Annotated in this window: 16 protein-coding genes and 3 pseudogenes; 16 read left to right on the top strand and 3 right to left on the bottom strand. The window is 36.4% G+C overall.

The features are described 5' to 3' along the window. Positions 1 to 93 precede the first annotated feature (93 nt). From SPD89_RS16930 to SPD89_RS16895, 8 genes are all read left to right on the top strand, one after another. Positions 94 to 1,290, top strand: a complete 1,197-nt coding sequence (locus tag SPD89_RS16930; protein ID WP_336263125.1) for a quaternary amine ABC transporter ATP-binding protein — start codon at positions 94 to 96, stop codon at positions 1,288 to 1,290. Continuing rightward, positions 1,283 to 2,137 carry an ABC transporter permease gene (locus SPD89_RS16925; RefSeq protein WP_336263133.1) on the top strand — a complete coding sequence of 285 codons (855 nt, stop codon included), beginning with the start codon at positions 1,283 to 1,285 and terminating at the stop codon, positions 2,135 to 2,137. The genes SPD89_RS16930 and SPD89_RS16925 overlap by 8 nt, the downstream gene beginning before the upstream one ends. Positions 2,138 to 2,368: 231 nt before the next feature. After that, positions 2,369 to 3,301, top strand: a complete 933-nt coding sequence (locus SPD89_RS16920; RefSeq protein WP_336263124.1) for a glycine betaine ABC transporter substrate-binding protein — start codon at positions 2,369 to 2,371, stop codon at positions 3,299 to 3,301. A gap of 74 nt (positions 3,302 to 3,375) precedes the next feature. Continuing rightward, positions 3,376 to 4,305 (top strand): glycine betaine ABC transporter substrate-binding protein, encoded by a 930-nt coding sequence (locus SPD89_RS16915; protein ID WP_336263123.1) that lies wholly within the window; start codon positions 3,376 to 3,378, stop codon positions 4,303 to 4,305. A 275-nt stretch (positions 4,306 to 4,580) separates the two neighbouring features. Beyond that, the gene (locus SPD89_RS16910) at positions 4,581 to 6,317 is read left to right on the top strand and encodes a sensor histidine kinase (protein ID WP_336263122.1); all 1,737 of its coding nucleotides are present in this window, start codon (positions 4,581 to 4,583) and stop codon (positions 6,315 to 6,317) included. Between the two features lie 3 nt (positions 6,318 to 6,320). Next, positions 6,321 to 7,049 (top strand): LytR/AlgR family response regulator transcription factor, encoded by a 729-nt coding sequence (locus tag SPD89_RS16905; RefSeq protein WP_336263121.1) that lies wholly within the window; start codon positions 6,321 to 6,323, stop codon positions 7,047 to 7,049. 190 nt (positions 7,050 to 7,239) lie between these two features. After that, positions 7,240 to 9,315, top strand: a complete 2,076-nt coding sequence (locus SPD89_RS16900; RefSeq protein WP_336263120.1) for a carbon starvation CstA family protein — start codon at positions 7,240 to 7,242, stop codon at positions 9,313 to 9,315. A gap of 5 nt (positions 9,316 to 9,320) precedes the next feature. Then, a complete protein-coding gene (locus SPD89_RS16895) occupies positions 9,321 to 9,521 on the top strand; it encodes a YbdD/YjiX family protein (protein WP_336263132.1) in 201 nt (66 codons plus the stop codon). Between the two features lie 233 nt (positions 9,522 to 9,754). On the opposite strand, the gene SPD89_RS16890 is transcribed toward SPD89_RS16895, so the two are convergent. Continuing rightward, complete coding sequence (locus tag SPD89_RS16890) at positions 9,755 to 10,975, bottom strand: dicarboxylate/amino acid:cation symporter (protein WP_336263119.1); 1,221 nt, start codon at positions 10,973 to 10,975, stop codon at positions 9,755 to 9,757. A 228-nt stretch (positions 10,976 to 11,203) separates the two neighbouring features. Here SPD89_RS16890 and pdaA point away from each other — a divergent pair, with 228 nt between their 5' ends. From pdaA to SPD89_RS16870, 4 genes are all read left to right on the top strand, one after another. Continuing rightward, positions 11,204 to 11,989 carry a delta-lactam-biosynthetic de-N-acetylase gene (gene pdaA / locus SPD89_RS16885; RefSeq protein WP_336263118.1) on the top strand — a complete coding sequence of 262 codons (786 nt, stop codon included), beginning with the start codon at positions 11,204 to 11,206 and terminating at the stop codon, positions 11,987 to 11,989. 815 nt (positions 11,990 to 12,804) lie between these two features. Further along, on the top strand, positions 12,805 to 14,940 hold the full coding sequence (locus SPD89_RS16880; RefSeq protein ID WP_336263117.1) for a hydantoinase/oxoprolinase family protein: 2,136 nt from the start codon (positions 12,805 to 12,807) through the stop codon (positions 14,938 to 14,940). A 33-nt stretch (positions 14,941 to 14,973) separates the two neighbouring features. Beyond that, a complete protein-coding gene (locus tag SPD89_RS16875; RefSeq protein ID WP_336263131.1) occupies positions 14,974 to 17,241 on the top strand; it encodes a hydantoinase B/oxoprolinase family protein in 2,268 nt (755 codons plus the stop codon). 16 nt (positions 17,242 to 17,257) lie between these two features. Further along, positions 17,258 to 17,767 carry an acetone carboxylase subunit gamma gene (locus SPD89_RS16870; protein WP_336263116.1) on the top strand — a complete coding sequence of 170 codons (510 nt, stop codon included), beginning with the start codon at positions 17,258 to 17,260 and terminating at the stop codon, positions 17,765 to 17,767. Between the two features lie 53 nt (positions 17,768 to 17,820). Here the strand turns inward: SPD89_RS16870 and SPD89_RS23160 are convergent. Continuing rightward, positions 17,821 to 18,221, bottom strand: a pseudogene (locus SPD89_RS23160) (IS4 family transposase); the annotation flags it as partial. A 223-nt stretch (positions 18,222 to 18,444) separates the two neighbouring features. Continuing rightward, on the bottom strand, positions 18,445 to 20,424 hold the full coding sequence (locus SPD89_RS16865; protein WP_336263115.1) for a sigma-54-dependent Fis family transcriptional regulator: 1,980 nt from the start codon (positions 20,422 to 20,424) through the stop codon (positions 18,445 to 18,447). Between the two features lie 539 nt (positions 20,425 to 20,963). Here SPD89_RS16865 and mbcS point away from each other — a divergent pair. The 4 genes and pseudogenes from mbcS to SPD89_RS16845 form a co-directional block, all read left to right on the top strand. Next, a complete protein-coding gene (gene mbcS, locus SPD89_RS16860; protein ID WP_336263114.1) occupies positions 20,964 to 22,544 on the top strand; it encodes an acyl-CoA synthetase MbcS in 1,581 nt (526 codons plus the stop codon). Between the two features lie 248 nt (positions 22,545 to 22,792). Next, entirely contained in the window at positions 22,793 to 24,922 is a 2,130-nt protein-coding gene (locus SPD89_RS16855; RefSeq protein WP_336263113.1) for an ATP-dependent Clp protease ATP-binding subunit, read from the top strand. A 96-nt stretch (positions 24,923 to 25,018) separates the two neighbouring features. Further along, positions 25,019 to 25,679 (top strand): annotated as a pseudogene (locus tag SPD89_RS16850) (gamma-glutamyl-gamma-aminobutyrate hydrolase family protein). A 150-nt stretch (positions 25,680 to 25,829) separates the two neighbouring features. After that, positions 25,830 to 26,399: pseudogene (locus tag SPD89_RS16845) on the top strand (dipeptidase); the annotation flags it as partial.

Below are 26,399 nucleotides of genomic sequence, written 5' to 3'. Positions count from 1 at the left end.
ATGATTTTTTCGTTTCAATATATAGATATGTTACGAAAATGGCATTTTTATCGTTCTCTACAATTAGTCAAATCTAGTTAGAGGTGAAGATGTGTGCCAGTTATTGAAGTAAAGAATTTAACGAAAGTATTTGGGAGGAATACAAAAGAAGCGTTATCACGGTTAGAACAAGGACATTCAAAAGAGGAAATATTAAATGAAACAGGGTGTACGGTTGCAGTTAATAAAGCTACATTTTCCGTAAAACAAGGTGAGTTCTTCGTAATTATGGGCTTATCAGGAAGTGGTAAGTCTACCCTCATCAGACTTATTAATCGATTGATTGAACCTACTGAAGGAAACATTTTCATTGATGGCAAAGATATATCCAATCTAGATAAACAAGCTTTACGACAAGTTCGACGCGAAAAATTAAGTATGGTATTTCAACGTTTTGCATTGTTTCCGCATCGTACCATTTTAGAAAATGCGGAGTTTGGTTTGGAAATTCAAAAAATGGATAAAACAGAGCGACGTAAAAAAGCTACAGAAGCATTACAACTAGTGGGACTAAGAGATTATCTCGATCAATATCCAGACCAACTATCTGGAGGTATGCAACAACGGGTTGGATTAGCACGTGCCTTAACAAATGATCCAGAAGTATTATTAATGGACGAAGCTTTTTCAGCGTTAGACCCATTAATCAGAAAAGATATGCAAGATGAATTGATTGAATTACAAGCAAAAATGAAAAAAACAATTATTTTTATTACACATGACTTAGATGAAGCACTTCGTCTTGGCGATCGAATTGCATTGATGCGTGACGGTTCCATTGTTCAAATTGGAACTCCAGAAGAAATTCTCGTTAATCCAGCAAATGATTATGTCGAAAAGTTTGTCGAAGATGTAGATCGTTCTAAAGTCCTAACTGCAAAACATGTAATGAAACGACCGGAAACAGTTAATATTGAAAGACATGGTCCACGTGTTGCTTTAGAGCGAATGAGGGCTGAAGGAATTTCTAGCATTTTAGTAATCGATAATAATAGACATCTAAAGGGATATGTAACAGCTGATGATGCTTTAGAAGCAAGGAATAAGGAAGTCAGTGATTTAAATGAGATTTTAAAAACGGATATTCAATCGGTGGATAAAGATAAACCGATGAACGATATCTTTAACATGATATACGATTCGCCCATCCCAATTGCAGTGGTGGAGGATAAACGATTAGTCGGAGTCCTCGTTCGAGGGGCAATTATAGCTGGTCTTGCGAGTGAAGGGGGAGTGAATGGAAATGATTAATACTGTGATTTCTTCCATTATCCCTAAAATTCCAATTGCAGATGGAACAGAATGGTTTACGAAACAGATTACAAATACTTTTTCGTTTTTATTTGATCCTATCAAAACTCATTTTGGAAACTTTATGGAATGGACAGCTGGACTGTTAAATTCTGTCCCACCAGTTGTAATTATTATTATTGTTGCGATTATCGCATTTTTCTTGTCGGGAAAACGATTTGGTTTAGCAGCTTTTTCCATCGTTGGTTTATGGCTTATTCTAAACCAAGGATATTGGACACATTTAATAGATACGTTCTCGTTAGTATTAATATCTAGTTTGTTGTCAGTTATCATAGGCGTACCTGTTGGGATATTAATGTCGAAAAGTCAGGTTGCAGAAGCGATTATCAAACCAATATTAGACTTTATGCAGACAATGCCTGCTTTTGTTTATTTAATCCCTGCCGTTGCATTTTTTGGAATTGGGATGGTTCCTGGTGTATTTGCATCCCTGATTTTTGCAACTCCACCAACGGTAAGATTTACAAATCTAGGGATTAGACAGGTGTCTGCGGAACTTGTAGAAGCATCGGAAGCTTTTGGTAGTACAGGTGCTCAAAAATTGTTCAAAGTTGAATTACCGATGGCGAAAGCGACCATTATGGCTGGTATTAACCAAACAGTAATGCTTGCGCTTTCTATGGTCGTTATTGCTTCGATGATTGGAGCTCCTGGACTAGGAAGAGAAGTTCTATCTGCTCTGCAACGCGCTCAAGTCGGAACAGGATTTGTCGCCGGAATTGGAATAGTAATATTAGCGATTATTATCGATAGATTTACACAAAGTATGAACAAGAAGAAGTAAAATTAGTTGGCATCTTTTCTTATTATTGCGTGTTCAAAAAAGAGGATAAAAAGGACCAAGAAGTTCGAGGTGGTGCAGTTCCCGTCAGCGGAGTGTATGCATTTAAATACATGAGTAGCGGAGAAACAAGCATTCGTGCGAAATTCGCAGTGTCATTTTTACTGGACTTTTTGAACATCCTCTATTAGAAAAGTTCCATATATATTATATTTAAAGGGGAGTATTTATTTTATGTTTACAAGCCTTAAACGCTTAGGAATTATTTCAGGACTTTCAGCAACACTCTTATTGGCTGCATGCGGAGGTGGCGGTTCCGGGGATGAAGGAACGGATAATGAAGGCACTGATGGTACAGCTGACGGAGATGTGAAATATGGGGAAGAGATGAATTATCAAATTACAGGAATCGAACCTGGAGCAGGTGTTTTTAAAGCGTCAGAAAACGCAGTAGAAGAATATGGATTAGAGGGCTGGGAAGTTCAAGCTTCATCAAGTGGTGCAATGGCGACTGCTCTAGGAGAAGCTTATGATAAAGAAGAACCAATCATTGTTACAGGTTGGTCGCCGCACTGGAAATTTGCTAAATATGATTTAAAATATTTAGACGATCCTAAAGGTGTATTTGGTGAGGCAGAGACGATTAATACGATGGTGCGCCAAGGATTAGAAGATGATATGCCTGAAGCTTACCAAGTGCTTGATAATTTTTACTGGTCTCCGGATGATCTTGAGGAAGTAATGTTAAAGATTTCTGATGGTGCTGATCCACGTGATGCTGCCGGAGAGTGGATTGATGAAAATGAAGATACTGTTGCCGAATGGACAGAAGGTCTAGATAAAGTCGACGGAGATGAAATTGAATTAGTTTATGTGGAGTGGGATACTGAAGTTGGATCAACGAATATGATTGGATTAGTTTTAGAAGATTTAGGATATAATGTAACATTAACGCCGCTAGATAATGCTGTAATGTGGGAAGCTGTTGCTACTGGTGAAGCTGACGCAATGGTTGCTGCATGGTTACCTGGAACACATGGTGATTTATTTGAACAATATCAAGATGAGTTAATTGATCTTGGTCCAAACTTAGAAGGAGCCAAGATAGGCTTAGTTGTACCTGAGTACATGGACATTGATTCAATTGAAGATTTAGACACAAAGTAACATGATTAAACAGGGGCTGTGAAATAGCCCCTGTTTAATAAAACGTCAATATAAGGAGCGGTAATTTAAACGTTATGAATTTCTCATTAAAAAAGGCACTACCTGCAATTGCAATTACTGGAGCAATGTTTTTAGTAGCTTGTTCGGGTAATGATGCAAATGATGAGCAGAATGATGAAGCGACTAACGAAACAGAAAACGTTGGTGAAATGGTAGATTATACAATCACCGGTATTGAACCAGGTGCAGGAATCTCTGTTACAACGGAAAAAGCACTAGAAGAATATGAAAATTTAGCAGGCTGGTCAGTGGAGTTATCATCGACTGCAGCAATGATGGCGGAATTAGATAAAGCCATGGAGAATGAAGAACCGATTATTATTACTGGTTGGAACCCACATTGGATGTTTGCGAAATATCCAGACATGAAATATTTAGAAGATCCACAAAATATCTATGGTGGGGAAGAAGGGATTAATACTTTAGCAAGAATTGGACTGGAAGAAGATATGCCTGAAGCGTATAAATTAATTGATCAATTCGAGTGGAATGTAGAAGATATGGAAGACATTATGTACGAGGCTCAAGATACAGGAGAAGAAGTAGAAGACGTTGCAAAACGTTGGGTAGAAGAGAATGAAGATAAAGTCGCTGCTTGGACAGAAGGTGTTGAGGAAGTAGATGGTGTTGAATTTGAACTTGTGTCAACTCCTTGGGATTCCGAACGTGCTTCTTCTGGGGTTTTGAAAGAAGTAATGGAACAAAAAGGCTTTAATGTAACCGTTACACCGGTCGATGTGGCTATTGTATTTGAGTCTGTAGCAAACGGTGATGCAGATGCGACGATTGCAGCTTGGCTACCACTAACACATAAAGATTTTTATGAAAAACATCAAGATGATATGGTTGACCTAGGACCAAATCTAATGGGAACAAAAATAGGGTTAACAGTTCCTGCATATATGGACATTGACTCCATAGAAGATTTGCAACCGAAAAATTAAATAATAAAAACTACTGTTTATAAAAATAGAGAAACCAAAAAATGGTTTCTCTATTTTTGTTCAATAGTAATAGTTATTAAAATTTTGTATAATGAAAGCGATTCCTATTTTTTGTACATAGAGAAGGGCTGCTGAACGTTTCACTATGCAGCCCAGATTTATCTCCGAATTGGTCGGAATAATATGCGTAAAAAATAACAAAAAAAGGATGTGCAATTTGTGCTCTAGATTTAAAACGAGAATTTGTAAGGAAATTACTCAGGAGAGGAAAAGCCGTGATAAATTTATTAATTATCATGTTAGAGAGAGTTGGTATGATTGTTGCGGTTGCATTTATTCTTACTCGGCTTCAATTTTTCAAAAACTTGATTAATCATGATAAATTAGAAAAAAATCAAGTGTTAACAGCTATTTTATTTTTTGGGCTTTTTGGGATTATGGGATCGTATTTAGGCTTTGCTCTAAATGTTACTACATCTCAATTTAATAGTGTTTTGTCTGGATTAGTTGAAGATGAAGCTATCGCTAATTCACGGGTAATCGGGGTTGTTATTGCGGGATTATTAGGTGGATATCGTGTAGGAATTGGTGTCGGCTTAATCGCAGGTCTACATCGAATGACTTTAGGTGGATTTACAGCATTTTCTTGTGGGTTTTCCACGATATTGGCTGGTATTATCGCTAGTGCATTTTATCGAAAAGGTAAAAACGTTAAACCATTATTTGCACTGGTTGTTGGGGCAGGAGCAGAAGCAATGCAAATGGGACTTATCTTAATCTTATCAAAACCATTCGCAAAAGCTTGGGCCCTGGTTGAGGTAATCGGAATTCCTATGATATTAGCTAATGGCATTGGTACAGCACTATTTATGTTGATTATCCATAATGTAGTTGAAGAAAGAGAAAAAGCATCGGCAATACAGGCACAGCAAACGCTACGTATTGCGGATCAAACGCTTGGTTACCTACAAAAGGGTATGAATAACTCAACAGCACTTGCGGTCTGCAATATTTTATATAAAGAATTGAATCCATCGGCTGTTGCGATGACGAATCAATCAAAAATACTAGCACATGTAGGGATCGCAAGCGACCACCATCAAATAAATTCACCGGTAAGAACGATGGAAACAAAAACAGTTTTAGCAACAGGTGAATTGGTAGTTATAAAAGATGGAAGTGTTCATTGTGATTTTCCCGAATGCCCATTAACTGCTGTAATTATTGCACCACTTAAGCATCGAGACGAAACGATTGGAACATTGAAAATTTATTATTCTTCTGCAAAGGCGATCAAAGATGTAAATATTGAATTAATTAATGGTCTTTCTGCTTTACTTAGTAATCAACTCGCAATTGCAGAGGCAGACCGTGCTCACCAATTGGCAAAAGAAGCAGAAATAAAAGCGTTACAAGCACAAATTAATCCACATTTTTTATTTAATTCGATAAATATAATTATGTCTTTAATCCGGTCTAACCCTGATCAGGCAAGAAAATTATTAAGGTCCCTATCTTATTTTTTAAGGCTAAACGTTACGGAATCCACCACCACGAAAATTTCACTTAAACAAGAGATTGCTCATGTAAAAGCATATCTAGAGATTATTGAAGCAAGATTTATCGATAGGTTAATGGTGAAATATCAAATTGATGAGTCTTTATTAGATGAACAAATACCACCTTTAACATTGCAACCTATCGTAGAAAACGCTATTAATCATGGACTAAATGATATGGAAGAAAACTGTATTTTAAATTTAATGGTAAAGGATGCAGGTCAAGATATTGTGATCGTTGTGGAGGATAATGGAAAAGGAATTCCAGAAGCACAAATTAGGTTACTTGGATTGAAACAGATGCACTCGGATACAGGGGCAGGAATAGGCTTATATAATGTCAATAGAAGGTTAAAAATAATGTTCGGAGATCAAGCCGGATTATCTATTAAAAGTGAAATGAATAAGGGAACGATAGTGATTTTTCGTATACCTAAATCGAGGGTGAGATAGAAAATGGATACAATTAATGTATTAATAGTTGATGATGAAAGGTTTGCTCGAGAGGAATTAAGATTTATATTAGAGGACATACCCAACGTAAATATCATTGGTGAAGCGGAAAGTGGTGAAAAAGCAGTTATACAAGCAATCCAATTAAAACCAGATGTTGTATTTTTGGATGTTGAAATGCCTAAAATGAACGGAATAGAAGCAGCAAAATCATTAATAGAATTGAAGAAAGCACCCTTGATCGTTTTTGCAACTGCTTATCCTCAATTTGCTGCAGAAGCTTTTCGAATCAACGCAATCGACTATTTACTGAAACCATATGATCCCAAGCATGTAAAACAAGCGATTGATCGAATTACACAAAAAATGGTTCCGAATATACCCGCCAAGACGACTGAATCACTTGGAAAATTAGCGGTTGAGAACGAAGGTGAAATTGAATATTTATTTGTGAAAGACATTTTGTACTTTTATCCGAAAGGGAAAATTTCAATAATTATTACGTTAACAAATGATTATGAAGTAAAATCCTCATTAAAAGAATTAGAGCGACGATTAACTCCTTTTAATTTTTTTAGAATTCATAGAAGTTATCTTGTTAATTTAAATTATGTCGTCAGGCTAGTTCCATGGTTTAATGGAGCTTATGAGTTAGAGTTAGAAGGTGTACAAGAAAAATTACCTGTTAGCAGAAATTATGCGAAAGCTTTACGGAAACGTTTAGATTTATAAAATATATTTTGTGTTTTGTGTGTCTTATCTCCTTATTTCAACATCTAATTCCGTTGTTTTACATGATATGGAAAAAATATACTCCAATATACGAACTTCCTTTAAAATGGTATTAATCTTATTAAAGGAGGCATGATTTTTCCGTATTCTAAGAAGTGGAAACGGTATCAAAATTATGGGGGTGTAAAAGATGAAAGCGTTTAGATCAATATTGATTTGGGGTATTATTTCGGCGATAGGTGCATTTAGTTTTGGAGTTTTAGCATTGAGTAGAGGGGAATCGATAAATTCAATTTGGCTCATCACTGCGGCTGTTTCTGTTTATGCCGTAGCTTACCGATTTTATAGTAAATTTTTAGCTAGACGAGTATTTGAACTAGATGATAATCGAAAGACACCTGCAGAAATTAATAACGATGGGAAAGATTATGTACCGACGAATAGATGGGTTTTATTCGGTCATCACTTTGCTGCTATTGCAGGAGCTGGACCACTGGTAGGTCCAATACTTGCGGCACAAATGGGATATTTACCAGGAACCCTTTGGATTATTGTCGGGGTTGTTATTGCGGGTGCAGTTCAAGATTTCATTATTTTGTTTGCTTCAACTCGTCGAAATGGTAAATCCTTAGGAGAAATGATTAAGGAAGAAATCGGAAAATTCACTGGAATAATTGCAATGATTGGGATTCTTGGTATTATGGTTATTTTACTTGCAGTACTTGCGCTTGTTGTTGTTAAAGCGCTCGTAGGTAGTCCTTGGGGGATGTTTACAGTTGCGTGTACGATACCAATTGCAATCATAATGGGAGTTTACATGCGATTTATTCGTCCAGGGCGTATTGGTGAAGGTTCAATTATAGGTATTATTTTATTACTAGCATCCATTATATATGGTAGATACGTCGGAGAACATCCAGTGCTGTCAGAAATATTTAATATGAGTGGAGAACAAATAGCTATCCTCTTAATTATTTATGGATTTATCGCTTCCGTACTACCAGTATGGTTTCTACTTGCACCTCGAGATTACTTAAGTACATTTTTAAAGATTGGTACTATTGTAGGGCTTGCGATAGGTATATTCATCGTTACACCTACATTGAATATGCCTGCAGTTACAGAGTTTGTAAACGGAACCGGTCCTGTATTTTCAGGAAACTTATTCCCATTCCTGTTCATCACGATAGCATGTGGAGCTGTTTCTGGATTCCATTCTCTTATCTCGTCTGGTACAACACCAAAAATGTTAGAGCGTGAATCACATGCTCGTTCGATAGGTTATGGTGCCATGTTAGTTGAATCTTTTGTCGCTGTAATGGCAATGATTGCAGCTTGTGTGCTTACTCCGGGAATTTACTTCGCAATTAACAGTCCGGCAGCTGCCATCGGATCAGATCCAGTTACAGCAGCGACTACTATTTCGGAGTGGGGATATGTTCTTACGCCTGAAGTGCTGACAGATCTAGCTAATGATATAAAAGAGGAAACGATCCTTAACCGAACTGGTGGGGCACCGACTTTCGCAATTGGAATGGCTACAATTTTTTCCCAAGTTATTGGTGGTAAAGCATTAATGGCATTTTGGTATCACTTTGCCATCCTTTTTGAAGCACTATTCATATTGACCACGATAGATGCTGGGACTAGAGTTGGCCGTTTCATGATTCAAGAAATTATTGGAACGGCTTACAAACCATTTAAAAATACAGAAGCATGGATACCAAATATTATTGCGACAGCACTATGTGTTCTCGGATGGGGTTATTTCCTATACCAAGGGGTTGTTGATCCACTCGGCGGTATTAACACCCTATGGCCACTATTTGGAATTTCCAACCAGATGCTAGCTGCAATTGCATTAATATTTGGTACCACAGTGTTAATCAAAATGGGTAAGAAAAAATATGCTTGGGTTACACTAGTTCCAACAACTTTTATATTAATCGTGACGATGACTGCAGGGTGGCAAAAAATATTTCACTCTGATCCAAAAGTTGGTTTCTTATCTCACGCATCTATTTTCAGAGAAGCATATCATAATGGAGAAGTGTTAGCTCCAGCTGCCACATTAGACCAAATGGGTCAAGTATTAACTAATGACTATGTGAATGCTGCATTAACAGCTGTATTTATGATTGTTGTAATTACAGTTCTAATCTTTGCCATCCGATTATGGATTCGAGTATTAAAACACGAAGATGTACCATTACATGAATCAGAATACATCCCTCGTGAACCAAATAAAGGAGGAATTGTACAGTGAAAACGATTCAGTGGTTTAGAAACATCTTGAGCTACCGTAAGCAATTTATTAGCCTACTCGTTGGAGTTCCTTGTTATGAAACGTATGTTGAACATATGGAGAAAAATCATCCAGGACAATTAATTAAATCTAGAAAAGAGTTTTTCTCGGAAGTACAAGAAGACCGTTTTAATGCCAAAGGTGGAAAAATATCAAGATGTTGTTAAAATAGGACAGAGAAAAAAGCAGAGAGTAGATATTTTACTCTTTGCTTTTATTTTTTTCGCCTATATTTTAAACACATGAAATAGGATTCAACTTGGATTGTAGTACTAGTATTAATTCTTGCTGTCTTGTTCTTCAATAATGCAAGATATAATTAAAAATGAGACGATTAGACAGATGTCAATGTAGTGGCATAAATTAAAATAGGAGAAGGAGTCATGCTCGCTCCCATTGTTTATTTTTCAAAAGCTGTTCGATCAATTTCATCTTCTTCCGTACCAGCAACAGTAACGGCTCCAGCGGCGTCTCCTACAATATTTATGGTCGTACGGAACATATCTAAAATCCGGTCAATTCCCGCAATTAAAGCAATACCTTCAAGTGGTAATCCAACTGCACCTAATACCATAGCGAGCATAATCATACCAGCTCCCGGGACTCCTGCTGTTCCAATGGATGCAAGGATTGTCGTAATTACAACGGTAATAAGTTGCATAAATGTTAAATCAAGACCATAAAATTGAGCAATAAAAATTACTGCTACTCCTTGATAAATTGCTGTTCCATCCATGTTAATCGTTGCACCTAGAGGGAGAACAAAACTGCTGATTTTATTTGATACACCTAAGTTTTCTTGTGTGTTTTTAATCGTTACTGGTAGAGTCCCTGCACTGCTAGCTGTACTAAATGCAACTACTGCAGCTGGTGCAATCCCTTTAAAAAATGTGAGCGGATTCATATTTGCAAATGTTTTTACTGCTAGTGAGTACACTACTATTGCATGGATCAGACAAGCTATTCCAACTGTAAGAATAATTTTTAACAGTGGAAGCAAAACAGAAGCGCCATATTGCCCAATAATAGGTGCTACAAGTCCTAAAATACCAATTGGGGCAAACCGCATGACAATTCCAGTGATCCAAAACATCACTTCAGCAAAACTATCAAAGAAATTGTAAATGGGTTCCGCCTTTTTACCAACAATCGTAATCGCTAATCCGAGAAAAATTGCAAAGAAAATGATTTGCAGAATATTCCCATCTGTTAAAGCTGTAAATGGATTTTCAGGGACAATGTTTAGAAACGTCTGAATAACTCCTTCTGTTTCGTTCACTTCAACCTCTGTATTTGGAACGTCAATGGTTAGACCTTTACCTGGATTAATAACGAAAGCAAAACCAAGTCCAATAATGATAGCTATAGCTGTTGTAATTAAATAATAAGCAATTGTTTTCGAGCCAACCCTACCTAATGATTTAGGATCCCCAATACTAGCCACTCCAATAACAAGTGTGGATAAAACTAATGGAGCGATGATGAATTTGATTAATCGTAAAAATAAGTCCCCAAAAGGTTTTAATATTTCGATTGATTCTCCAAAAATGATACCTAAGATGATTGCAATTACAAACGCGATTAAAATTTGCGTTAGTAAATTTCCTTTTAATATTTTCATTTTTTTCACTCCTCTCTACTAAACGTATATGTACATAGCCTAAAATATATGTATTTCTCCAATCTTATAGGGAAGATAATATTCCTACTGTACTTTCATTCGTCTAATTTCCCCAAAAGTACGAAATCGCCTCCGCCTTCAATACAACATTTTTTTGCGTTAAGCCTAGTTTTCCAGTACATATTTTTTCTTTTTTAGTTGATGATAAATCCTAAAAGGAGTTTTTACATGAAACGAAAATATGGATTAAGTTTCTCTATTGTCTTGATGCTATTTTTTATAATGCCAAATACTGTGCATGGGTATGGATGGGGATATAAGAAAAATTATGATAATAAATTGCCCGAGCTAGGTAAATTTGGAGAAATTTTAAAAGGACATGATGCGATATATGCAGATTTAACTACTGGTGATAAAGAAATTTATTTTACATTTGATAATGGATATGAGCAAGGGTATACCGAAGAAGTCCTTGAAGTGTTAAAGAAACATCAAGTACCTGCAACGTTTTTTGTTACAGGACATTATGTAAAAACGGAACCGGATTTAGTAAAACGAATGGTGGATGAAGGACATATTATTGGAAACCATTCATACAATCATCCAGATTTTACGACGATGACTAAAGAGCAAATAAAAGAGGAGTTGGACAAACTAGAAAAAGCTGTTGCTAATGTTTCCGGGCAAAAACAAACAATGTACTTAAGACCACCAAGAGGTACATTTAATGAAAACACATTAAAATGGGCGACTGAATTTGGTTATGTTCATGTTTTTTGGTCACTAGCTTTTAAGGATTGGGAAACAAATAATCAAAAAGGGTGGAAATATTCCTATGATCAAATAATGACTCAAATACATCCTGGAGCAATTCTATTACTTCATACTGTATCAGAAGACAATGCCAAAGCATTAGATAAAGTAATAACTCAACTAAAAAAAGATGGATATACATGTAAAAGTTTGGATGATTTAATGAAAAAACAATTAGTACCAGAAGGCATCTCTTTATAAAGAGGTGTTTTTTGTTGAAGAGTTTTCAAAATTAGGACTTCGCACTGCTCATTCTAACGAAAGATTTGTTTTTCACACAAAATCCATAAACTGCGACGTTAAAAACATAGAACACGGGTATATAGAGGTTAATCGTTACTCTTCTATCATCCAAGAAGAATAGGCACAATTAAGTGTTAATCGTTCCCCTTCTATCGAGAATCCAAGGAAAACAGGCACAATTAAGTGTTAATCGTTCCCTTTCTAGCAAGACTCCAGGGAGAACAGTCACAATTAAGTATTAATCGTTCCCCTTCTATCGAGAATCCAAGGAGAACAGGCACAATTAAGTGTTAATCGTTACCTTTCTAGCAAGACTCCAGGGAGAACAGTCACAATTAAGTATTAATCGTTCCCCTTCTATCGAGAATCCAGGGAGAACGGGCACAATCAAGTATTTCGTTACCTTTCTAACAAGAATCCAAGAAGTAAGGTAATTAAAGAAAATCGTTATCTTCCGCTTTGAAGGTAGGACGTCATGCTCACGGAAAGCGCAGTGTATTTCCGTAGCGACGATGGGACAATTACTCTCCGGAGTTATGTCGCAGTTTACATTAATTGTGAAGATTGAATATAACAAAACTTCCGAATTATATTTCATATTATTCTGCTACAACTGTTTCGCTACAAGTGTAGTAATAAAATACAATGTACCAGTTGCTTCAATTTGAGAATCTAAGATAACTATGTGAATCTACTGTGAAATTTTTAATTTAATTAGTTGGCACGTAAATTGCATTTATTAAAGTAAATCAAATAAGGGAGGAGAAATTAATTTGGCAAAGTCACAAATTCTAGCAATTGATGCCGGTGGAACAATGACAGATACGTTCATCATCGATGAAAAAGGGGATTTTGTTGTTGGGAAGGCGCAAACAACCCCGGATGATGAACATATCGGACTAATGAAGTCCGCAAAGGATGCTTTAGATCAATGGGACACAACTAGCGAAAAGGAATTTCCTAATCTTTTGGCTGGTGTTTATTCTGGAACAGCGATGTTAAATCGCCTAGTTGCACGTGTTGGAGTAAGAGTTGGCCTGGTTCTAAATAAAGGCATGGAGGATATGCATCGAATGGGGCGGGGTCTACAATCGTATCTCGGATATTCTTATTCAGATCGTATTCATATCAACACCCACGAATTTGATGAACCACTTGTACCTCGAAAATGGACTGTAGGTGTAACGGAAAGAGTTGATGTGTTTGGTAATGTTGTTATACCTTTATATGAACATGAGGTAGAAGAGGCAATTCAAAAATTAATTGATGATGATGTTGAAGCGATAGTAATTAGTTTATTACACTCATACTCATATCCCGATCATGAACGTAAAATTAGGGATATTGCCGAAAAAATGGTAACGGAACAAAATAAAAACATTAAAATTTTTGCAACGGTTGATTATTATCCTGTTAGAAAAGAGTCACACCGTACAAATACAACCATTGTTGAAGCATATGCGGCTGAACCATCTCGTGAAACATTAGCGAAACTGGATAAGTCCCTGAGAGAACATGGAACAAACTTTGACTTAAGAATTATGGCAAGTCATGGAGGAACAATTAGTATTGAGGCGAATGAACTTGCCCGTACATGTGTGTCTGGACCAATTGGAGGTATGGTAGGGGCGAAATATTTAAGTGACAATCTTGGTTTAAAAAATGTTGCTTGCTCAGATATTGGTGGGACTAGCTTTGATATCGGATTAATTACTCAAGGAGACTTGGATATCGTATCAGACCCAGACATGGCGCGACTCGTGTTATCATTACCGCTTGTTTCAATGGATACGACTGGTGCAGGAACTGGAAGTTACGTACGAATTGATCCAAACTATGGAAACCTAACCTTAGGGCCGGATAGTGCAGGCGCCTTGGTTGGGGTTTGTAACCCTGGAAGTGGCATTGAAACAGTGACCGTTTCTGATTGTCATGTTGTTTTAGGTCTTATCAACCCTGATAATTTCATTGGAGGAGCCATTCAATTATCTCGTGAACGTGCTTATCAAGCTGTAAAAGAACAAATTGCGGAACCACTTGGGTTGTCTGTAGAAGATGCAGCATTTGGTGTGACAGAATTACTTGAATCACAATTGAAAAACTATTTGGAATCGATGATTTTAGGTAAAGGATTTTCTCCATCACAATATGCATGTTTTTCATATGGAGGTGGTGGACCACTTCACACGGCAGGATATACGAAAGGTTTAGGGTTTGAAGATATTCTAATTCCAGCCTGGGCGGCGGGTTTCTCTGCATTCGGGTGTGGTGCGGCAGACTTTGAGTATCGTTATGATAAAACATTAGATTTAAATATTGCTGAAAAGGCAAGTGATGAAGAAATTTTAGAAGCGGGTAATGAATTACAGGCCGCTTGGGATGAATTAAAACAACATGTGGCTGCAGAATTCAAGAAAAGTGACTATACAGATGATGACGTTCAATATCGACTATTATATCGCATGCAATATCAAGGACAACTAAATGATTTAGAAATCGAAGCACCAATTAGTGCATTTAAAGATGTAAGCGATTACCGTACACTTGTAAAAACATTTGAAGAAACATATACACGTGTATATGCAAAGTCCGCATTATCTCCTGAATTAGGGTATTCGATTACTGGTGCAATCGTACGAGGAGTTGTCGATGTTCCTCTACCAAAAATACCAGAAGAAGAACTATCAGGTGAAACACCTCCTGAAGAAGCCTTTTTAGGAACTAGACAAATATATTGGGATGAGGAGTGGCTTGACGCAAAAATTTATGAAATGGAAAAGTTATTGCCTGGTAATAAATTAGATGCATTTTCAATTATTGAGTCAACCGCGACAACATTGGTTGTTCCAACTGGATTTGAAACGTATCTAGATGAGAATAGAATCTTTCACTTAAAAGAATTAAAATAATGAACTCTTAAGGAGGTTATCTTTTTGAAAACAATGGAAGATGTTCGTACTAAGGAAAAGGCTCCAATTGGTTGGGATGGAAAAACGTTAAAAGAAATGAGAGCCGAAATGACCAAGGTGAGTAATGAAACAGGTCATTATGCCGGTTTAAAAGAACTAACCTTTAAGGAATCTGATCCAATACGATTTGAAAAGATTTTTTCTAAACTTCGAGGCGGAGTTGTACATGCGAGAGAAACGGCGAAAAAAGTAGCCGCTTCACCGATCGTTGAACAAGAAGGAGAACTATGTTTTAGCCTGTACACACCAGAAGCAGATTCAATCGTTACTTCAACTGGTATCATCATTCACGTTGGAACAATGGGTGCTGCAATCAAATTTATGATTGAAAATGATTATGAAAATAATCCAGAAATAAATGATGGAGATATATTTTGTAATAACGATAACCATGTAGGAAACGTGCATACATGTGATGTTCATACACTCGTACCAATTTTTTGGGAAGGAGAACTATTAGGCTGGGTCGGTGGTGTTACACATGTTATCGACACCGGTGCGGCTGGTCCGGGAAGTATGCCAATGGGACCGGTTCAACGTTATGATGATGGATATCAAGTAACTTGCCGAAAAGTTGGGGAAGACGATGTACTGTCCAAAGACTGGTTATTAGAAAGTACTCGGTCTGTTCGTGGTGAAACGTATTGGACATTAGATGAAAAAACACGTGTTGCAGGTTGTCATATGATTCGTGACTTAGTTTTAGGTGTTATTGAAGAAGAAGGCGTGGAAGACTACAAAAAGTTTATTCGTGAAATAATCGAGGATGGTCGTCGCGGCTTTGTAAACCAGGTAAAATCAATGACAATTCCAGGGAAATATCGTGGTGTATCTTTTATTGATGTACCATTTGAAGGGCTTGATCTACCTAAATTTGCCCAAACGAATTCGATTATTCATACACCATCTGAAATAACCATTCATAAAGATGGTCACTTGGAAATAGATTTTGAGGGATCAAGTCGTTGGGGTTGGCATCCATTTAATGCAACGCCTGTATCGATTACGAGTGGGATTTGGGTAATGCTCTCACAAACACTCAACCCAAATGATCGAATTAATGATGGTGCCTACTATGCAAGTGAATTTGGGATTCCATTAGGATCATGGTTTAACCCAGATGATATAAGATCTGCACATTCGAACACATGGCATGGACTTGTGGCAGGTTGGACTCCATTATGGCGCGGATTAAGTCGAAGTTATTGGGGACGTGGATTTTTGGAAGAAATAAATGCTGGAAATGCACATACATCCAATTGGTTACAAGGTGGTGGAATTGACCATCATGGAAACTTATCAGCATTAAACAGTTTTGAATCAGCTGCATGTGGGGTTGGAGCTAGCGCTGTAAAGGATGGTATTAGTCACTCTGCTGCTTTATGGAATCCTGAAGGAGATATGGGTGACATGGAGATTTGGGAAATATTGGAGCCGTTAGTATACTTAGGGCGAGAAATATTACCTGGTTCAGGTGGTGCCGGTAAATATCGCGGAGGAAATGGTTGGCAATCACTAAGACTTGGCTGGGGAGCAAAAGAATGGACAATGCTTGTTGCAGGAGCAGGAGCAATGGCAACAGACTGTGGATTAATGGGTGGATATCCAGGAGCTGCAGGTTATAGGTTTACTGCTTATGATACAGATCTTAAGGAACGAATTGATAAAAAGTTACCACTTCCACTTGGTGGGGATACGGATCCAGATAACCCGATGTATGAAAAAAATATGAATGCAAAAAGACTTTACCGTGATAGACAGGCGGTTACAACGCAAGAAGAGTTCGGAGACTATGATGTCATCATGAACTACTTGCGCGGTGGTCCAGGATTTGGTGATCCACTCGATCGGAATCCTAAAGAAGTGGAATCAGATTTAAATGAACGTTATATTTTGCTCCGTTATGCAGAGGGGGTTTACGGCTGTGCTTTCACGGAAAAAGATGGTGAATATACGATTGATGTAAAAGCTACAGAAGAAAAACGTAAACAAATCCGGAAGGAACGTTTGGAGCGCAGTGTGCCAACGAAGGAATGGATGGAAGATGAAAAACAAAGCATCCTACAAAAAGATGCATCGAAACAAGTCCAATTAATGTATGCGGAAAGCTTTGCATTAAGTGAAAAGTTTACAGATGAATTTAAAGAATTTTGGAATATCGATAATGATTGGATGATTTATGAAGATGATCTAAATGTTCCTAAACTTGGAAGACATATTAATCGATTTAAAACGAATTAATAAAGGGTGATATATTATGGCAAAAAAAAATAAATATGATCATAAGGTAATTAATGAACTTGTTGAAGGATCACTAGAATGGTATCAAATAAAGGATATGATGTCGGGTCACAAAGATGCGGATCGATTTGAAGTGTATCGAGAGGTGATGCAAAATAGAGTCGAATGGGATGATCCGGTTCTTTTACCACTAGGGTTACATTTATATATTGTGTTAAAAGAAAATGGTGAGCGGATCGTAAAATGTGATTGCGGACATGAGTTTTGTGATTACAAAGAAAATTGGAAACTACATGCTAAAATATTTGTTCGTGACACAGAAGAAAAAATGAATGAAATTTATCCAGTATTAATGGCGCCAGATCCGGAATGGCAAGTTATTAGAGAGTATTATTGCCCTGGCTGTGCGACACAATTGGAAGTAGAAGCAGTACCTAAATGGTATCCAGTTGTGCATGAGTTCGAGCCGGATATTGATACATTCTATAATGAATGGGTAAAAATTCCACTTCCTAAGGTGAAATAACTAACTTATAGGCGACGGCTTTTTAGCCGTCGCCTTAAACTGTATTTTTATTGTGAATAATCGAAAAAAGTATGGAAATAGTTTTCTTCTATACTGCGATTCCGGTCATATGATGAATCATCCTTTTGGGCGGTCATGATGTGTCAATTTTGATGCTTTACCAATGGTACGTGCATTCGAGTAGAAGCAGGAAACGGCGCCAGTTGAATGTTGATTTGTTTAGAAAGCGATACATGGTATCCTTTCCCGGAATATCTCCAGCCTTCTTGCTCTTAAGCATTTGCCAGTTTTTATTCTCAAAAATCAGACAAAAAATTAATGAAAAATGTAAGAGCTAGGATAACCAACAAACTTTTTAATACCTGCGTTTCGCAAAATGCTTGAATATATTCAATTCCTTGAATATCAATTTTATTTCTTTTGGCAGTTGATTATTTGTATTATTTTTCGCTATTTCTATAGTAGGGACACCTCAACGTTTGGTAGTGATTTTGGATAAATCAACTATACCAAAAGTTGAGGTGTTTTTTCATTCTAAACCGATTTGTCAATTACTATATATTGCGCCCGGTGGCGCATAAGGTTATTAGTTCTGTTATGAACTTCTTGGTGTGAAAGTTGAGTTATTAGCTGAAAGGAAAATGTTTTAAAATGAAAAAGCATCAATGCTAACCTAGTCATAAATTATTTTTTAGCATTTCTCCTAAATTATATTTTTCAATCCTCCGATAAAGTGTAGTCCGAGCTATTTTACAACGCCGTGCAACTTCAGATAAATTCCCATTTGTCTCCTGGATTAACTGGATGATTTCTTCTTTTTCATTTTTTTCTAACATTGTATAACTATATTCCGAACAATGACTTAGTTGGTCATATTTATCCAAAAGAGACTTCGGCAACGATTCTATTTTTATATGATTATCGTCATTGAAAAGAATGGCATATTCCAGCACATTCATCAATTCACGGATATTACCTGGCCATTCATACTTATTAAAAAAAGTAAGTACATTTTTATCGATTGTCGGAACTTGTTTCTTATGTGTTTTGGCTAATTCTTTTGTAAAATAATGGCATAGTAAAGGAATGTCGCCTTCTCGTTCTTGAAGTGGGGGTAAATATAATTCAACTACATTTAAACGATAATATAGATCTGACCGGAATAAACCGTCTTGCACTAATTTCTGAAGATTTTTGTTTGTTGCAGCGATAATGCGAACATCAATAGGAATTGGTTTGGAGGAGCCAATAGGTACAACTTCTTTTTCCTGTAATACACGTAGTAAATGGACTTGTAAATCAAGTGGCATTTCACCAATTTCGTCTAATAAAAGAGTCCCACCATTGGCTTCTTCAAATTTTCCTTTTTTCCCTTGAGGATCTCCTCCGGTAAAAGCGCCACGCTCATAGCCAAAAAGTTCACTGGTAATTAAATTTTTCGGTATGGCTCCACAATTAATAGCAATAAAAGGGGCTTTATTTCTTTGACTTTTTTGGTGAATATTATGTGCGAAAATTTCTTTTCCCGTTCCACTTTCACCAGTTATAAGTACCGGTACATTCGCTTTTGCTATTACTTGTGCTCTTTGAATAACATCTTTCATTGCCTTAGATTGACCAATAACCCCTTTTAAAGCAATTTGTTTATTGGAATCTGAAGGATGGTATTGGTAAAGCTTTTCAAAACAAAAGACAAAGCCTATATGTTCAGAATTAAATGAAATACTTCGTATGAAAATTTTTAATTGTAACGAAGAAATTTCCCATTCCCATTCATGTTCATGTGGATTTCTTGATAACAGGGATGGTTTTAACTGTTTTAACTCTTCATTATCCCAAAAACTTTTCCAATGATGAATTTGTAATAAATTTAAACACTCTGAATCAGCGTGTACAACGTTTAACATTTCGTCTAAAATGACAATGTGAACAGCATTATTTTTATTTTTGAGTTCATCATATTTATTTTGTAAATACTCAAATATTTGGTAAGAATTCATAAATAAGCTTTGCTCTATAATATTAGAAATGTTTTGCACTACACTTAGAGAATGTGGTTGGGCTGTTGCACTTGGACCGGTTAAATCAATGATTCCTAATATTTTCTTCGTTCTTGGATCTCGAATTGGAGCTGAAGAGCATACCCAAGGATGAACACCTTGACAATAATGTTCAGAGGAAAGAATTTGGATCGGCATTTCAGCAGCAATAGACGTACCTATAGCGTTCGATCCAGCAGCTTTTTCGCTCCAATCAGCGCCTATAACAAAATTCATTTGTTGTGCTTGATCTAATGTTTGATAATCTCCTTTTAAGTAAATTATTTTCCCTTCATTATCGCCTAATGTAATGAGGTGGTTTGTCCCTATTATTTGTTTATACAAATCCTCGATAACAGGTTTCGATACATCATATAATGTTGACTGATTAATTTCTTCCATTAATTTATCTTCGCTAATCATCACAGGTGCTTGTTTTTGTAAAGGGTCAACCCCATAATTTTGACAACGCTTCCAAGATTCTAGAACTTCTGAACGTATTGTATTCGTTTCAGGAATGTCATTTTCAACCATAAAATGTTCCCAATTATTTTCTAGTTCCTTCATTTTGTGAGGGAGCTCACTTGTGGAATAGAGCGCCAGTTTAGATCGAACCAATTCAAAGTCCTCCTTAAGAAAGATTGAAAATAAGTTAATATTCATTTATGTTGTCGTGTACTGGAAGTCATGGATTTAGTATGTATAACTAATTGAAGTAAGTTAGGGATGATGAATGATATTATAGCAATAATATTTTAAACAGTATGATTTGTCAAACTATTAAGTCGAATACTTTTTACATGCTTTTTGAGAGGAAAGTACACTTCCTTTCTTGGCTTGCCCATTCGCTAAGGCCGCAATGTCTTGTTGCTGGTGACAGTATTAGCACGTTCTATGCGTTGTACATGCAACTGAGGCATTCACCGTAAAAGACTTGCACTCTAGAGAGCATATGTGCAGGCATCATTTTTAGTCTTCTGACATTATATTTCTACAGGAAGGCTGATGAATAACAAACTTTTTTCCTAACGTCGGCATACCGCTAATGATGAGGGTAAGTTTTCTTTAATAAATATCAAGTTTTTTAATATGGAAATATCATTCAACTTTCTACTTTGCTATACTATTAATAAAGGTCAATTTGGGAGATGATACACGTGACACACAATGAATTAATTGCTCCAGATGAATATAACATTATAATGGAAATTGAAAAACATGCGATACATGTAGACAAAATTGCTTTGAAATATATTGATGAGGGGGGGATTAGTAAAGAAATCACATATGATCAATTAATGAAAAACGTTAATAAAATAGGTAATGTATTTTTAGAAAAAGGGTTAAAAAAGGGTGATAAGCTTCTTATTATGGTACCAAGAATCGTAGAAGCTTACGAAGTATATTTGGCAGCTTTAAAAACAGGAATTATTATTATTCCGAGTTCGGAAATGTTGACGACAGAAGATTTGCAGTACCGGGTAAGCCATGGGGAAGTTGATGGTGTGGTTAGTTATTATCTTTATACTCCAGTTTATCAAGGGATAAATGAGTACGTAGATTTGAAGAAGTTTTCAATAGGAAAAGAAGTCGATGACTGGTGTTTCTTAGATGAATTAAAAGCTAGTGCATCTGATGACTTAGTTTTGGCAAATGCCAGTAAGGATGATATCGCCTTTCTTCCTTATACATCGGGTACAACTGGGAATCCAAAAGGAGTGGTACACACTCATGGATGGGGATATGCGCACCTTCGGACAGTTGCTGCAAATTGGTTAGGAATTTCGGCTGACGACAATGTTTGGGCTACTGCGGCACCTGGTTGGCAAAAATGGGTGTGGAGTCCTTTACTAGCTGTATTAGGTTCAGGATCAACTGGTTTTATATATAATGGTAGATTTGATGCAGAAAAATATTTAACATTGCTACAAGACGGGGAGATTAATGTTTTATGTTGTACACCGACAGAGTACCGGATGATGGCAAAGTTAGATAATTTAACTTCCTTTGACCTTAGCAATTTACACAGCGCTGTTTCGGCTGGTGAGCCATTAAATCGGGAAGTGATTGAAGTTTTTCAAAAGAATTTCGATATTACAGTCCGTGATGGGTATGGACAAACGGAGAATACCTTATTGTTAGGTATCATGAAGGGAATGGAAGTAAAGCCTGGTTCAATGGGGAAACCAACACCAGGAAATGAAGTGGAAATCGTAGATGATAATGGTGACCCGGTTGTAATAGGTGAAGTTGGGGATATAGCAGTTAAACGGAATTGTCCTGCCTTATTTAAAAACTATTATAAAGATGAAGAACGTACGAAAGTTTCTGTTCGTGGGGAGTTTTATATAACGGGTGACCGTGCGAAAAAAGATGAAGACGGATATTTTTGGTTTGAAGGTCGTGACGATGATATTATTGTAAGCTCTGGGTATACGATCGGGCCATTCGAGGTAGAAGATATTTTGGTGAAACATCCATCCGTTCAGGAATGTGCGGTCGTTGGGAGCCCAGATGAAATTCGAGGTCAAATTGTAAAAGCGTTTATTGTTTTACGAGAAAAAGCGGAGGATAAGGAGACTTTAATTAAAGAATTACAACAATATTGTAAAAAACATACTGCACCATATAAATATCCGAGACAAATTGAATTTATTAAAGAACTGCCGAAGACCTCGTCGGGAAAAATTCGCCGAGTAGAACTGCGAGAATTAGAAAAAGAGCGGAAAGAAAAATAAATAAATATAAATGGAAACCCTTGAGCGTAGTGAAGCGGAAGGGTTTTTTCCTGTAACCTCGTTTTAATAGCTCATGTCCTGCGTCGTATATTTATAAAAATTTGATTAAAAAAATTATAAAAAACACTTGAAAGTCAAAGATAGTCAGTGTATAATATAATTAAAGGTCAAATATAGTCAAAGTCAAAAGAAACAAATTTTAATAAACTTACTTATGAAATAAAAAATTTAAAAGGAGGACAATCTATATGAAATGTCAACAGTGTGGAGTTAACAGAGCAACGGTAAATATGGCAATGCAAATTAATAACGAACGAAAACATTTACAGCTATGTGGGGATTGTTTTCAAAAAATCCAAGATCAATTAACAGATTCAAGCAACTTTTTCAGTGGAGACATGTTCTCTAACCCGTTTTTCCAAGGTGCTATGGGAGGACAAGGTCAGAGCAGAACGACTACGAAACAGCAACATGCTGGACGTGGCGGTGGATTACTTGATGAATTAGGAACGAATGTGACAGATAATGCACGTAATGGTAAAATTGATCCGGTAATTGGCCGAGATAATGAAATTAAGCGTGTCATTGAAACGTTAAACCGTCGTAATAAAAATAACCCAGTATTAATTGGAGAACCAGGTGTAGGTAAAACAGCTATTGCTGAAGGGCTCGCACTTAAAATGATTGAAGGCAATGTTCCGGCGAAATTGATGAACAAAGAAGTTTATGTACTTGATGTTGCTTCATTAGTAGCAAATACCGGCATTCGCGGTCAATTTGAAGAAAGAATGAAACAGCTAATCGAAGAATTAAAAAGTCGTCCAGATGTTATTCTTTTCATTGATGAGATTCATTTACTTGTTGGAGCAGGTACAGCCGAAAGCTCGCAAATGGATGCAGGTAATATTATGAAGCCGGCTCTTGCCCGTGGAGAGTTACAAGTCATCGGGGCAACTACGTTAAAAGAATATCGTCAAATTGAAAAAGATGCTGCACTTGAACGTCGTTTCCAACCGATTATTGTTAAAGAGCCAACAAACGAAGAAACGATTCAAATTTTACAAGGATTAAAAAGTCGCTATGAAGATTTCCATTGTGTGAAATATTCAGACGATGTGATTGAGGCATTCGTTAATTTATCTGTTCGCTATATCCAAGATAGATTTTTACCGGATAAAGCAATTGATTTAATGGATGAGGTAGGATCACGGATTAACCTTGCAAATACCGAACAAGATACAGATACTATAGAAGAACAATTGAAAAAAGTGGTGAAAGAAAAAGAAGCAGCAGCTGAGCAAGAAGATTATGAAAAAGCTGCAAACTTACGTTACCAGGAAATACAATTACAAAAACAATTAGAAAAAGCGAAAGATATTAATCAAAATGTAAGTTCTAATGTTACTGTAAACGATGTTGAACAAATTGTCGAAGAAAAAACAGGTATCCCTGTGACAAAACTTCAAGCAGATGAACAAGAAAAAATGCGCAATTTTGCAACACATTTACGTGCAAAAATTATCGGTCAAGATGAAGCGGTAGATAATATTGCAAAAGCAATTCGTCGAAGCCGTGCTGGTCTAAAATCAAAATATCGCCCAATTGGTTCATTCTTATTTGTTGGCCCAACAGGTGTAGGGAAGACTGAACTTTCAAAAGTGTTAGCAGAAGAATTGTTTGGCTCAAGAGATTCACTTATTCGACTTGATATGAGTGAGTATATGGAAAGTCATACTGTTTCTAAAATTATCGGTTCTCCTCCAGGATATGTAGGTCACGAGGAAGCAGGTCAATTAACAGAAAAAGTCCGTCACAACCCATATTCAATTATTTTGCTAGACGAAATTGAAAAAGCACATCCAGATGTACAAAATATGTTCCTACAAATTATGGAAGACGGTCATTTGACTGATTCTCATGGTAGAACTATAAGCTTTAAAGATACAGTTATCATTATGACAAGTAACGCTGGTTCCGGTGTGAAACAAGTAAATGTTGGATTTGAAAAAACGAATGAAGCTATTTCTACTTTTGAAAATTTAAGTGATTATTTCAAACCGGAGTTTTTAAACCGTTTTGATGGAATTATTAGATTCAACGAATTGACCGAGGAAAACTTACTCGAAATTGTTGACTTAATGCTTCACGATTTAGAAGAAACAATTGAGGACACAGAAATAAAAATCGAAGTGACTGACGAAGCGAAAAAACAATTGGTTAAGTTAGGGCATGATCCTCGTTTTGGTGCAAGACCATTACGCCGTGTCATTCAAGATAAAATTGAAAACCAATTAACCGACTTAATTTTAGAAAATGAAACAGTCAAAAATGTTATTGTTGAAGTTGTAGATGAAAATATTGTTGTGAAAAATAGATAATATTAGTTTAAAACCGCTGGATTAATTTCAGCGGTTTTTTTATGTATTCTTCTGAATAAAATAATAGTATAGAATATGAGTGTTGAAGGTTAAAAAATGAAGCCAATTATTGGGATCGTTCCTACAATAAATGAAGAGGAAGGTCTTTATTATCTTCATGAAGATAATATTACCACTATTAGTGATGCCGGTGGAGTACCGATAATTATACCTTATGAGAACGAGGGGCAGCAAGTCATAGATATAATTGATGGTCTTTATTTAACAGGTTGATTTGACATTGCCCCAACTTTTTTTGAAGAAGAACCTCATCCAAATCTAGGAAAAATTAATCGATTACGAGATGAATTTGAAATCGAACTTATAAAAAATATAAGGAAAGTAAAAAAAACAATTTAAGCAGTTTGCAAAGGGTGTCAAATTTTAAATATTGCAATTGGTGGAGATATGTATCAAGATATTTATGCAAATAAAAACGCCACTCTTGCAGCATCAACAAAATGTCATCATAAGTCATGCTTCACATTTTGTACATGTAGTGGAAGGAAGCTTGCTCCACAACCTTGTCGGTAAAAATAAGATTAAAGTGAACAGTCGTCATCATCTAGCAAATCGGACATTAGGTAAACACTTAATTACAAGTGGTACATCAAGTGACGGTGTAATAGAAGCGATCGAAAGTGGTAATAATCCATTTGTCCTTGGCTCCAGTGGCATCCAGAAAATATGGCTACAAAAGGAGATAAAACATCATTAAATATTTATCATGGATTTATTCAAGCCTGTAAAGAAAGGAGAAAGGAGCATGCAGATAATTGATACCCATTGTGATGCGCTTTATAAGCTTCAGCAAACAAAAGGAATAAACTTTCAAAGTGCTACCGCTTTGTAAAAAAATTATAAAAGGTTAAAAGCCGGAAACGTGAAAGTTCAATTTTTTGCAATTTTTTTCGATCCAGATACACCATCAGATAACGTATGGGAAAAAACATTAGCACAAATAGATTTATTCCATACGGAAGTTATTGCAAAAAATCCTGAAATGATTCATATAAAAAAGTGGAAGCAAATACGTAAATTAAATACCCACGAAATTGGTGCAGTTTTAACATTAGAAGGAGCAGAATCATTTGGAAATGATGTCCAAAAACTGCAACATTTATATAAAGCAGGCATATTATCGATCGGACTGACATGGAATAAGGCGAATCTTTGTGCAGATGGAGTAGGTGAGCCGCGTGGAGCTGGGTTAACCGTCCTTGGTCGAGATGTAGTATTGCAAAATAATAAACAGCAAGTATTAACGGACGTCTCTCATTTATCTGAAAAAGGATTTTGGGAAGTGATTGAACTAGCTGATTATCCGATTGCCAGCCATTCTAACGCAAAAAAAATTTGTAACCATTCCCGTAATTTGAACGATGAACAAATTAAAGCTTTAATCAAAAAGGATTCACCAATACATCTGGTTTTTTAT

It is taken from the genome of Pseudogracilibacillus sp. SO30301A (assembly GCF_037072025.1).
Taxonomy (GTDB): Bacteria; Bacillota; Bacilli; order Bacillales; family Amphibacillaceae; genus Pseudogracilibacillus.
The sequence above is the reverse complement of the archived record's forward strand: the minus strand, read 5'-3'. Positions and strand labels throughout refer to the sequence as shown.

What these genes read in the sequence shown, in the direction of transcription:
- SPD89_RS16925 (WP_336263133.1), top strand. Translation starts at nt 1,283, where the DNA reads ATGATTAATACTGTGATTTCTTCCATTATCCCTAAAATTCCAATTGCA.
- SPD89_RS16920 (WP_336263124.1), top strand. Translation starts at nt 2,369, where the DNA reads ATGTTTACAAGCCTTAAACGCTTAGGAATTATTTCAGGACTTTCAGCA.
- SPD89_RS16915 (WP_336263123.1), top strand. Translation starts at nt 3,376, where the DNA reads ATGAATTTCTCATTAAAAAAGGCACTACCTGCAATTGCAATTACTGGA.
- SPD89_RS16905 (WP_336263121.1), top strand. Translation starts at nt 6,321, where the DNA reads ATGGATACAATTAATGTATTAATAGTTGATGATGAAAGGTTTGCTCGA.
- SPD89_RS16900 (WP_336263120.1), top strand. Translation starts at nt 7,240, where the DNA reads ATGAAAGCGTTTAGATCAATATTGATTTGGGGTATTATTTCGGCGATA.
- SPD89_RS16890 (WP_336263119.1), bottom strand. Translation starts at nt 10,975, where the DNA reads ATGAAAATATTAAAAGGAAATTTACTAACGCAAATTTTAATCGCGTTT.
- pdaA (WP_336263118.1), top strand. Translation starts at nt 11,204, where the DNA reads ATGAAACGAAAATATGGATTAAGTTTCTCTATTGTCTTGATGCTATTT.
- SPD89_RS16875 (WP_336263131.1), top strand. Translation starts at nt 14,974, where the DNA reads ATGGAAGATGTTCGTACTAAGGAAAAGGCTCCAATTGGTTGGGATGGA.
- SPD89_RS16870 (WP_336263116.1), top strand. Translation starts at nt 17,258, where the DNA reads ATGGCAAAAAAAAATAAATATGATCATAAGGTAATTAATGAACTTGTT.
- SPD89_RS16855 (WP_336263113.1), top strand. Translation starts at nt 22,793, where the DNA reads ATGAAATGTCAACAGTGTGGAGTTAACAGAGCAACGGTAAATATGGCA.